This window comes from Suttonella sp. (assembly GCF_056855035.1).
In genome coordinates this window covers 1-11,149 of the sequence record NZ_JBXGGR010000055.1, presented here as the reverse complement: position 1 = coordinate 11,149, position 11,149 = coordinate 1, and the positions used below count along the sequence as shown (strand labels likewise).

The 11,149-nt window shown below is 50.0% G+C and carries 10 protein-coding genes and 1 pseudogene; 3 read left to right on the top strand and 8 right to left on the bottom strand.

Annotated elements, in window-relative coordinates:
• From ACJHVI_RS05330 to ACJHVI_RS05305, 6 genes are all read right to left on the bottom strand, one after another.
• A partial coding sequence (locus ACJHVI_RS05330) for a hypothetical protein (protein ID WP_483183618.1) occupies positions 1-194 on the bottom strand: 194 nt, incomplete at its 3' end.
• An 8-nt stretch (positions 195-202) separates the two neighbouring features.
• Positions 203-1,156 carry a phosphatidate cytidylyltransferase gene (locus ACJHVI_RS05325; protein WP_483183616.1) on the bottom strand — a complete coding sequence of 318 codons (954 nt, stop codon included), beginning with the start codon at positions 1,154-1,156 and terminating at the stop codon, positions 203-205.
• Entirely contained in the window at positions 1,153-1,809 is a 657-nt protein-coding gene (locus tag ACJHVI_RS05320) for a lysophospholipid acyltransferase family protein (RefSeq protein ID WP_483183615.1), read from the bottom strand. Before ACJHVI_RS05320 ends, ACJHVI_RS05325 begins: the two co-directional genes overlap by 4 nt.
• Entirely contained in the window at positions 1,806-2,435 is a 630-nt protein-coding gene (locus ACJHVI_RS05315; RefSeq protein WP_483183614.1) for a CDP-alcohol phosphatidyltransferase family protein, read from the bottom strand. Before ACJHVI_RS05315 ends, ACJHVI_RS05320 begins: the two co-directional genes overlap by 4 nt.
• 84 nt (positions 2,436-2,519) lie before the next feature.
• Entirely contained in the window at positions 2,520-3,227 is a 708-nt protein-coding gene (locus tag ACJHVI_RS05310; protein ID WP_483183613.1) for a phospholipase D family protein, read from the bottom strand.
• Between the two features lie 44 nt (positions 3,228-3,271).
• Positions 3,272-5,092: an SLC13 family permease gene (locus ACJHVI_RS05305; RefSeq protein WP_483183612.1), complete on the bottom strand. Its 1,821-nt coding sequence runs from the start codon at positions 5,090-5,092 to the stop codon at positions 3,272-3,274.
• A gap of 289 nt (positions 5,093-5,381) precedes the next feature.
• Between ACJHVI_RS05305 and pflB the strand changes: the two genes are divergently transcribed.
• Both pflB and pflA read left to right on the top strand, forming a co-directional pair.
• On the top strand, positions 5,382-7,679 hold the full coding sequence (pflB, locus tag ACJHVI_RS05300; protein ID WP_483183611.1) for a formate C-acetyltransferase: 2,298 nt from the start codon (positions 5,382-5,384) through the stop codon (positions 7,677-7,679).
• 67 nt (positions 7,680-7,746) lie between these two features.
• Entirely contained in the window at positions 7,747-8,496 is a 750-nt protein-coding gene (pflA, locus tag ACJHVI_RS05295; protein ID WP_483183620.1) for a pyruvate formate-lyase-activating protein, read from the top strand.
• 590 nt (positions 8,497-9,086) lie between these two features.
• Here pflA and ACJHVI_RS05290 read toward each other — a convergent pair.
• Positions 9,087-10,349 (bottom strand): D-amino acid dehydrogenase, encoded by a 1,263-nt coding sequence (locus ACJHVI_RS05290; RefSeq protein WP_483183610.1) that lies wholly within the window; start codon positions 10,347-10,349, stop codon positions 9,087-9,089.
• Positions 10,350-10,468: 119 nt separating this feature from the next.
• Between ACJHVI_RS05290 and ACJHVI_RS05285 the strand changes: the two are divergent.
• Positions 10,469-10,753: pseudogene (locus tag ACJHVI_RS05285) on the top strand (Lrp/AsnC family transcriptional regulator); the annotation flags it as partial.
• Positions 10,754-10,765: 12 nt separating this feature from the next.
• On the opposite strand, the gene ACJHVI_RS05280 reads toward ACJHVI_RS05285, so the two are convergent.
• Complete coding sequence (locus ACJHVI_RS05280; RefSeq protein WP_483183619.1) at positions 10,766-10,975, bottom strand: transposase; 210 nt, start codon at positions 10,973-10,975, stop codon at positions 10,766-10,768.
• Between the last annotated feature and the right edge of the window lie 174 nt (positions 10,976-11,149).

Sequence of the window (11,149 nt, the reverse complement as noted above, 5' to 3'; positions counted from 1 at the left end):
GTGATGTGTTTGAATTTGTTGAAAGCAGCCAATAAGTTAAGGCTAATAGCACCTATTGCTGCCTGAAAAGGCGGTAAGCAGCTTGAAATGGGCTGTTTAATCAGGATGAATGGGTAAAATTTGGGCACATAATGCCATTTTTGTTGAAAACCCCAAAGCAACTTAGATGCTTTGGGGTTTTGCAAAGGTTTCAATCTGTAAGTTATCCCTTCCAAAAATAGCGCAGGATATGGAAATAAATCGGCGCGGCAAAGCAGATGGAATCGACACGGTCGAGCATGCCGCCGTGTCCTTGCAGAAGATTGCCCCAATCTTTGATGCCGTGGTCGCGTTTGATGGCGGACATCACCAAGCCGCCCAGAAAACCCATGATGCAGACGGCGCAGCCGATAATCGCGGCCTGCCAAAGGCTGAAGGGTGTCAGCGGCGAGAGTAGCATGGCAAGAATGACTGCGGAGCCGATACCGCCGACGGTGCCAGAAATGGTTTTGGAGGGCGAAAGGGCGGGCATGATTTTTGCGCCGCCAATCAGTTTGCCCCAAATGTATTGCAAGACGTCGCTGGCTTGGACAATCGTAATCAGGAAAATCAATAAGATGATGTTGCTATTGGGATTGATGCCTTCCAATTGCAGAAAGAGCAGGGCGGGGACGTGTGAAATGCAGAAGATACAGACGATTGCCGCCCATTGGGTTTTGGCGGTGCGTTCGAGGAAAAGCGAGGTTTCGCCGCTGAGACTGGCGACAATCGGCAGGAATAGAAAGCCATAGACCGGAATGAAGATGGAAAACATGCCGTACCATTCTGAAAACACGAAATAATATTGAATGGGCAGCAGGAGATAAAAGCAGCACAGCATGCTGTAATAGTCGGCGCGTCGGCGATAGACGAGGGTCATGAATTCGCGCAAGGCGGCGAATGAGATGAGATAAAACAACACAATCGTGCCGAATTTGCCGAAAAAGAAGGCGAGCAGCAGCACGATGCTCATCAGCCACCAAGCGTAAATCCGCGCATTGAGATTGACGATGGTGGCGGTATTGCCTTTTCGGTTTTTAAGTCTGATGCCGATAAAGCTGGCGCAGAGCAAAATCAAAAATAAGCCGATAAAGATGTGCGAGACTTGCGGCAGGAGGGAGTCGGTGGCGAGCATCATGCGTTTTCCTTATGTTGAGGGGCGAAGGCAAGCAGTGCGGCGTGGCAGCGCGCGATGAATTCTTCTTTGCCTTCATAAGGGCGGATGGTCAGCGGTTCGCCGATATGCACTTGGCAGAGCAAAGGCACAGGCAGGACTTTGCCTTTGGGCAGGACGTGGTTGATGTTTTCTATCCACATAGGGACGAAATTGGTCTGCGGCACTTGGTTTGCCAGATGGTAAATGCCGGATTTGAAGGGCTGTAGGGTGCAGTTTTCATCGGTATTGCGCGTGCCTTCGGGGAAGATGATGATGGATTGGCGGCGCATCAGGGCGGCTTGCATTTTTTCGGTGCTGGCTTGGGGATTATTGCCGTCGCGTGCGACCAAAAGACCGTTGAATACATAGGTAATCACAAAACGTTTAATCGGATTGCTCAGCCAGTAATCCGCACCGGCGACAGGGCGGACGTGTTTGCGCCAACGGCGCGGCAGCGAGACCCAAATCAGGAGGAAATCGCCGTGGCTGGCATGATTGGCGTAATACACGGTGGCATGGGTCGGCATGGAGGGAATTTCCCTTTCGCTTTTCGGGCGCACACCGGTGAGAAAGAAGATGAACAGGCACAATATTTGGTCGGTCAGCCAAGCAAGGCGGCGTTTGATGAAATTCATGGGGCGGCTCTCCGTGTTAAGGCAAGGGCGATGTCGCGGACGCGCAGCAGGCAAGTCAAAGCGCTGCCTAAGGCAATCAGCCAAGCGGCGATTTGCAGGGGCAGAAGGGCTTTATCCCAGATAGCAAAGAGGGCGGCGCACAGGCAGGCAAGAGTAAATACCGCCATGCGCTGCTGTTTGGCAAAAGGGCCGCGGAAACTTTGCGCCAAGCCGAGACTGCCGCCGAATACGCGGATATAGGCAGTGCTGACGGCAAATAATGCGGCGAGATAACCCAGCCAAGGCAATTGCGCGGCATAGCCTAAGGCGATGTAGAACAGGCTGTCGGAGACGCGGTCGGGCAATTCGTTGAACATTTCGCCTACCGGCGTTTTCCAGCCGCCTTCAACGGCAACCATGCCGTCAAACAAATTGCATAATAAGCGCATTTGCGCCATCAAAGCGGCACAGATAAAAGTCAAGGGATTGGGAAAAAATGCCAGTAAGGCGGCGCCGATGGCGGCAAAGACCATGCTGAGCAGGGAAATTTGATTGGGGCTGATGCGGCGATGACGCGCCAAAGCGGCGGCGATTCTTTGCGCGAGCGGGTGATCACGCGAGCTAAGCGGACGACGGTTTTCGGTCATTCTAAGGTCTTTATGGTTGATAAAGGGCGTGCATTATAATGATGAAATACGCACTTGTCTGTTTATTGAGGATTTGAATCGCACTTACGGTAAGCTTAGATCTTCGGGCCAGACGATAAACCAACCGAAACGTCCTTTTCTGAGAATCGCACCGGCTTCTTTACCTTTTTCTGTCAAATGAAAGTGTTTACCTTCCTGTGTCTGCAAGCCCATATCGCAAAGCATTTGATTACATTCTGCAGTGCCGATTTGCCATTTATCTGCCAGTTTTGCAGCGCTTAGTCCCTGATACGGCGATTTGTTTTCCTCTGTTGCGGCAGGTTCGCCTACGGGGCGGTCTTTATCGACGACATCTAGTGAGATTTTGACTTCATCGCTGATGCGAATAATGCGTTGAGCTTCGGCATAGGCATCTTGATATACGCTATGGTCTTCTTCGCGGCTGATATATACGCCCATTTCATTATTATTGATTTGGCTGTATTCATATAAATTCAGACTGGTGATAATGCAGGCATCTTCATTGATATAGCATTTGGCATGTAGATTAGGGCAGTAACTGGTGCGAACGTAATTGAGTTTTTTCAACCAATTGGCTTCGGCGGGTTGTAGTTCGCTTTTGCCATAGACGATGCGCACGTCGATTTTTAAGCGGTCTTTGTCTTCTAAAAATTCTTTGATGCGTTCATTAAGTTTGAGATAAGGACTGATGAGAAACAAGCGTTCGCGCGCATTTTTTATCAATTCTTCCAAATAATAAGATGTGCCGCTGGTGTTTAAAAATTTTGCCATAGTTACCTCTCTTTAGCGAAGTTGTTTATTGTATAAGAAGCTTATCAAAAGGGAAAAAATAAAGGTACGATGATGACGGTCGTGATTAGGAGTAAGAATTGCAAAGGCAGCCCTACGCGTCCGAAGTCGCTGAAGCGGTAACGCCCGGGAGCAACAATCAGCGAGGTGACGGGACTGGCAATCGGGGTGGCGAAGGCGGTGGAAGCGGCGATTGCCATGCTGAGCATAATCGGCTCAGGGGCAATGCCCAATTGCTGCGCCATTTGGATGCCGATGGGCGCGACCAATACGGCGGTGGCGGTGTTGGAGATGAAGAGGCTGAGGATGTTGGTCAGCACAAAGATGAGTATCATCAAAGTTATGCCGCTCATTTCTCCGAAGAAATCCAGCATGCCGTTGACCACAAAATCCATGCCGCCGGTTTTTTGCATGGCAAGGGCGAGCGGCAGCATGCCGGCAATCAGCACCAGACTGGTTTCATTGAGGGATTGATAGGCTTCTTTGACGCTGACGCAGCCCGCCATAATCATCAGCATGGCGGCGAGCAGGGCGGCAATCACATTGGGCAGCCAATTAAATGCCATGGCGGCAATCATGGCAAGCAGAATGATCACGGCAAGCGGGGCGTTTTTCTCATGTGGAGCGACGTCGTCCATTTCCGCAGGGGTTTGCAGGATAATCAAATCGCGGCTGCTGCTCATGGCTTGGATATGCGACCATGCGCCAGCAAAGAGGAGTTGGTCGCCGGCTTCGAGTCGCGTTTCATTATATTGGGTGGCGAGGACTTTGCCCATGCGGCGCAGGGCGATGTTGTTTAATCCGTAGCGGCGGCGGAAGGCGGCTTCTGCCGGAGTCATGCCGATGAAGGCCGAATCGGGCGGCAGCAGTAGTTCCATATAGCCGAAGCCGTGCTGAATGCGCTGCATTTCTGAGGGCATATAGTCTTGGGCGCGCAGATGCTGTTCTTGGCACAGGCGTGCGATGTCGGCTTCTTGTCCGTAAAGCCACAACACGTCGTTGGCTTCAATAAGGGTGTTGAGCATTGCCGGCACGAATTCGCTGGCAAGGCGTCCTTTGCGCGCAATGGCAAAAAGGGTAACGTTGTAGCCGCTGCGCAGGCTGAGTTCGGTAATCGTGCGCCCGATGACGGGACTGTCGTTGGCAATGTAGAGTTTGTGCAATTGTCCGTCTAATTCATAGCGGGCGGTAAAATCGGCTAGGCTTCTGTGTGTGCCGCTGTCGCCGTCCAGCGGATGTTTGGGCAATAAAAGCCGCCCAAGCGTAAAGACATACACTAAAGATACCGCCACTAAGATAAAGCCGATGGCGGTGAAATCGAAAAAGCCGAAACCGGCGCGTCCCGCCTTGCTGAGTTCTTCGCTGACGATGATATTCGGCGGCGTGCCGATGAGTGTGGTTGTGCCTGCTACAAGGGTAATCAATGCCACCGGCATCAGCAGGCGGGCGGGGTGCAGCTGGGCTTTGCGCGCCATATTGAGAATAATCGGAATTAAAATGGCGACCGTGCCAGTAGAAGAAATGCTGGTCGAGAGCAGGGAAACCACTGGCAGCAGCACCAATAAGAGCCGCACTTCGCTTTTGCCGCCCAGCTTCACAATCACATTGCCGATGGTGCTTGCCACGCCCGTGCGGAAAATTCCTTCGCCGACCACAAATAAGGCGGCAATCATGATGACGATGTTATCGCCGAAACCTTTGACGGCTTCCTGCGGCGTGAGAATGCCGGAAACCCCAAGCGCGACCACCACGCCCAATGCCACCATATCCATGCGGAAACGATCGCTTAAAAAAATAATAATGGTTGATACGAATAAGGCAAAAACAAATAACATCTCAGCGTTCATGGGGGCGCTCCTTGCCGATTATTTATTAAAATTTTAGCATTTTATTTTCTATGCGTGCAGACAAATGCCGATGCGGCAAATCAGGGATTGCCTGAAGAATAGAAAAACATATGGGCGTAATTTTGACAAACAATAAAAATACGTTTTCAAAATGATTTTTGCTTTATCAATCTGTATATTAATGAATTTTCATCAGATTGCACAGATTCAATTTGCAGAGCCGCGCAAAAAAAGATAAAATAAAAACCATCAAATTTTTAGTTTATTTGTTAAAAACAGAGGGTATGTTATGAAAGATATTCCAGAATCTCCGATCGCATGGCAGGGTTTTGTTGCCGGTAATTGGCAAAATGAAATTGATGTGCGTGATTTTATTCAGAAAAACTACACGCCTTATGAGGGCAATGCCGATTTCTTAGCCGGTCCGACAGAAGCCACCAATACCTTATGGGCGGAAGTGGCGGAAATGATTAAGGTCGAAAACCGTACCCATGCGCCTTATGATATTGATACCGATACGGTTTCTACCATCACTTCGCATGAAGCCGGCTATGTTCAAAAAGATTTGGAAACCATTGTCGGCTTGCAAACAGATGCGCCTTTGAAGCGTTCAATTATGCCTTTCGGCGGTTTGCGCATGGTGGAAAATAGCTGCGAGGTTTACGGCCGCAAGCTCAATCCGATTGTCAGCGAGATTTTCACCAAATACCGCAAATCGCATAATGAAGGTGTGTTTGATGTGTATACGCCGGATATTCTGCGCTGCCGCAAAGCGGGCATTTTAACCGGTCTGCCGGATGCTTACGGTCGCGGACGCATTATCGGCGACTACCGCCGCGTCGCGCTCTACGGTATTGACCGCCTGATGCAGGATAAAGTGGCACAATTCAATTCGTTGCAAGAGGATTTGGAAGCCGGTAATGATTTGAATGAAGTGATTCGTCTGCGCGAAGAAATCAAAGACCAATATACCGCTTTGGGTCAGATGAAAGAAATGGCGGCAAAATACGGCTTTGATATTTCCCGCCCTGCGGAAACCGCGCAAGAAGCGGTTCAATGGACGTATTTCGCCTATTTGGCGGCGATTAAATCGCAAAACGGCGCCGCGATGTCTTTTGGTCGCGTATCGACCTTCTTGGATATTTATATTGAGCGCGATTTGAAAGCCGGCAAAATCACGGAATCGCAAGCGCAGGAATTGATTGACCATTTGGTGATGAAACTGCGTATGGTGCGTTTCTTGCGCACGCCGGAATACGATCAGTTATTCTCAGGCGACCCGATGTGGGCGACCGAATCTATCGCCGGTATGGGCTTGGACGGTCGTACTTTAGTAACCAAGAGCAGCTTCCGCTTCTTGCAAACCTTGTACAACATGGGCACTTCTCCGGAGCCGAACATGACGATTCTGTGGTCGGAAGCTCTGCCTGAAAACTTCAAACATTTCTGCGCGAAAGTCTCGATCGACACTTCTTCCGTGCAGTATGAAAACGATGATTTGATGCGTCCGGACTTTGAATACGACGACTATGCCATCGCTTGCTGCGTCAGCCCGATGCGCGTAGGCAAACAAATGCAATTCTTCGGTGCGCGCGCCAATTTAGCCAAAACCCTGTTGTACACAATCAACGGCGGTATGGATGAAAAACTGAAAACCCAAATCGGTCCGAAAACCGAGCCTATTTTGGACGAAGTCTTGAATTATGACGTGGTCATGGAAAAAATGGATCACTTCATGGATTGGCTGGCAGAGCAATATATGACCGCGCTGAATATCATTCACTATATGCATGATAAATACAGCTACGAAGCGGCATTGATGGCATTGCACGACCGCGATGTGATTCGTACCATGGCTTGCGGTATTGCCGGCCTGTCTGTGGCGGCGGATTCATTATCAGCGATTAAATACGCCAAAGTAACCCCGATTCGTGATGAAAACAATATCGCTATCGACTTCAAAATCGAAGGCGATTATCCGCAATTCGGCAATAACGATGACCGCGTGGACGAAATTGCCTGCGATTTGGTTGAGCGTTTCATGGCGAAACTGAGCAAACTCAAAACCTATCGCAATGCCATTCCGACCCAATCCGTTTTAACCATTACTTCTAACGTGGTTTACGGTAAGAAAACCGGTACTACCCCTGACGGTCGTCAAGCAGGATTGCCTTTCGGACCGGGCGCGAACCCGATGCATGGTCGTGATGTGAAAGGTGCGGTAGCTTCCTTAACCTCGGTAGCGAAATTACCATTCGCCTATGCGAAAGACGGTATTTCTTACACCTTCTCTATCGTGCCCAGTGCCTTAGGGAAAGACGAGCAAACTCGTAGCCGCAATTTGGCAGGCTTGATGGACGGCTACTTCCACCATGAAGCGGCAAATGACAGCTTCGCCGGTATCGAAGGCGGACAACATTTGAACGTCAACGTGCTGAACCGCGAAATGCTGGAAGAAGCGATGGAAGACCCTGATAAATATCCGCAATTGACCATCCGCGTTTCAGGATATGCGGTGCGTTTCAATTCATTGACCCGTGAGCAGCAACAAGACGTGATTACCCGAACGTTCACAAAAAGTTTATAATCATCGCTGATCACACTAAGCAAGAAGCTGGGGATAACCTCAGCTTCTTTTTTTCAAAAGCGAGGACATCGTGCAAACAGAAGGCATTTTGCATTCCATAGAAACCTGCGGAGCAGTCGACGGGCCGGGCTTGCGTTACATCGCCTTTTTCCAAGGCTGTCTGATGCGCTGCCTTTATTGCCATAACCGCGACAGCTGGCCTTTGCAAAGCGACACCAGTCAAATCGTTACGGTTGCGGAATTGATGAAAGAAGTCATGAGTTATCGCTTCTACCTCAAAGCCAGTGGCGGCGGGGTAACCGCCTCCGGCGGCGAACCGCTCTTGCAATATGAATTTATCGGACAATGGTTTGCCCAATGCCGCGCCGCAGGGCTGAATACCTGCCTCGATACCAACGGCTATGCGCGTTTCTATGATGAAAAACTGGACTATTTGCTCGATCATACCGACCTCGTCATGCTCGATTTAAAGCAAATCGATCCGCAGCGGCACAAAACCTTGGTCGGCGTGCATGTGGATAAAACCCTGAAATTCGCGCAATACCTAGCCGAGCGCAAGCAAAGCGTGCGTGTGCGTTTGGTCGTTGTGCCGGGCTATACCGATGACGATGCCACTGCCCATCTCTTAGGCGAATTCATCGCCCCGATGGAAAACGTGCTGGAAGTCGAGCTGTTGCCCTATCATGAACTGGGCGCGCATAAATGGGCATTATTCGGCGATACCTACAAATTACAAGGCGTATTGCCACCGCCCGCAGAAACCTTGCAACGCATTCAAGGCATACTGGCTCAATACGGCAAAAAGGCATTTTTCTAATTGCAATCGCCTCGCAAATGCGGGGCGATTTTTTTATCCACGATCTTGCACAATCCCTGTGTGCATAAAGCGGAACAGCCTGTGGGAAAGCAGCTTAAAGCACTCAAAGGGCAACAATAAATCCGCGGTGCTCAAAAAATACGCAGCAAAATCCCTACTGTTTTTGCAAGAGATTTTTTCTAGTACCGCAAGGCAGAGGCGGGCAAAACATGTTTTGCCCCTCAAATGCACAACTCCTGTGTCTGAGAAAGGGAAAAAGCTGTGCATAGCTCGCTAAGTCCATTATGCCTTTGCAATAAATCTGTGCTGATTAAAAAATGCGCAGTCAAAAGCCTGCCCTGTTTTTACGCCATATTTTGCCGCATACATATGGCGGCGGCAGCAGTATCCCGCAATAAACACAATAATGCTGTGCATAGGGCAGGAAAAGCTGTGTAAATCTTGCTAGACGAATGAAATAGCAATAATAAAAATTTCTGCTTAAAAAGTAAGCAGTGTATGCGCTTTGCTATTCTCCATCATGGGTCTCGCCGAAGAATTGAAACAGTGCGCCTTTAGGATTGTTCCGCTTCTTCGACGAAGAGCTGATATTAGCGATTATGCGGACGATAGCGCGACAATCCCAAGTCTTCCGCCTCGATTTCCGGCGTCTTGCCGCTGATGATGTCGGCAATCAGACGCCCTGCGCCTAAGGACATCGTCCAGCCCAGCGTGCCGTGTCCGGTATTGAGGAAGAGGTTGGCATAGGGCGTTTTGCCGATAATCGGCGTGCTGTCAGGCGTGTTGGGGCGCAGTCCGCACCAAAATTCGCCGCGCGCCATATCGCCGCCCCGCGGGAATAAATCGCGCGTGACCAATTCCAGCGTTTCGCGGTGCTTCTGCCGCAATTGCAAATCATAGCCACAGAGTTCCGCCATGCCGCCGACGCGGATGCGTTCGTTAAAACGCGTGATGGCGACTTTATAGGTTTCGTCGATAATGGTGGATTGCGGGGCTTGGTCGGCATCGATAATCGGCAAGGTGAGCGAGTAGCCTTTGACGGGGTAAACGGGAATATCCAAGTGCAGGGCTTGCAGCATGGGGCGGCTGTAAGCGCCTAAGGCGGAGAGAAAGGCGTCGCCGGTAAAAGCTTTGCCGCCAGCAATCACGGCTTCGATTTTGCCGCCCTGCGTGTTAAAGCCTTCAATCGCATGTTCATAATAAAACTGCACGCCCTCGGCCTGTAGGCGCGCCGCGGTGCGCGTGGTGAATAAATGGCAGTCGCCGGTTTGGTCTTGCGGCAGATGCAGGGCGGCGACAATCGGGGCGGCGGCGCCGCTTAATGCCGGCTCGAATGACAATATTTCCTGCGGATTGAGTAGGGAAAACGGCACGCCGTATTGCGCCAAAATCTCCATGTCTTTCGCCGCGGCATCGACTTCTTTTTGACTGCGGAAAATCTGCAAAGTGCCTTTCTGCCGTCCTTCGTAATCAATGCCCGCCGCCTGAAATTCGGCAAAGATGGCGTGGCTGTAATCGGAAATCCGCACCATGCGCGCTTTGTTTTCCTTATAACGCGCTTCGCTGCAATTGGCGAGCATCTGCGACAGCCATTGCATCTGAAAGCGGCTGCCGTCGGGACGCATCATCAGCGGCGAATGTTTGCGCAGCAGCCATTTTGCCGCTTTCAGCGGTATCCCCGGCGCCGCCCAAGGCGTGGTATAGCCGAAAGATAATTGTCCGGCGTTGGCTTTGCTGGTTTCCAAGCCTGCGCCCGCATGTTTGTCAATGACTAACACTTCATGCCCTTGGCGGTGCAAAAACCATGCGCTGGCAATCCCTACCACGCCTGCGCCTAAAATCACGACTTTCATTCATCATTCCTCTTTAAAATAAGCCTTATAGTCTAAGCAAGTGCTAAAATATTTTTCACTTATTTTTGCCGTGAAAAAAGGTTTTTCATCGGTAATTCGGCTGATAAACAGAAAAAAATATGCAATTAGATAAAATTGACCATAAGATTCTGCAATTGCTGCAAGGCAATGCCCGTCTGTCGATGACGGCTTTGGCGGAAAAAGTCGGGTTGTCCGTGTCGCTGGTCACGGAACGCGTGTGCCGCTTGGAGCAAAGCGGCGTGATTCTGCGTTATCAGGCAAGGTTGAATCCTGCCGCTTTGGGCTTGGGTTTGCTGGTCTTTGTGGAGCTGAAGCTGCATACCAAATTAGGACATACTTTTGATGATTTCCGCCGCGAAGTGCGCAAAATTCCGCAGGTGCTGTAGTCAAAGAAATCAAAAAGAGTTACAAATCCACAGGAAGTAAAAGAATAGTTTATCGATGCAATCTAAGCGCCAATCCTTGCGTTTACGTTTAAGCCAAGCCCACATTTTCTCAATTGGGTTCAGATCCGGACTGTATGGCGGTAGCCATAAAATATGATGTCCCGCATCTGCGATAAGCTGTTGGGTGTCCTGTCTTTTGTGAAAGCTGGCATTGTCCATAATATAACCAACAAACCTTGAAAAAATACCAATCATCCCCATATCTCCATCACCATTCACTAATCACTACTTCAAATGGCTTATTCACTAGAAATCAGACAAAAAGCCTTGGCTTATTATGGGCAGATTCAAGTATGAAGTGCAACGCGCCCAAAGCTAGCTTTAACCTCCAAT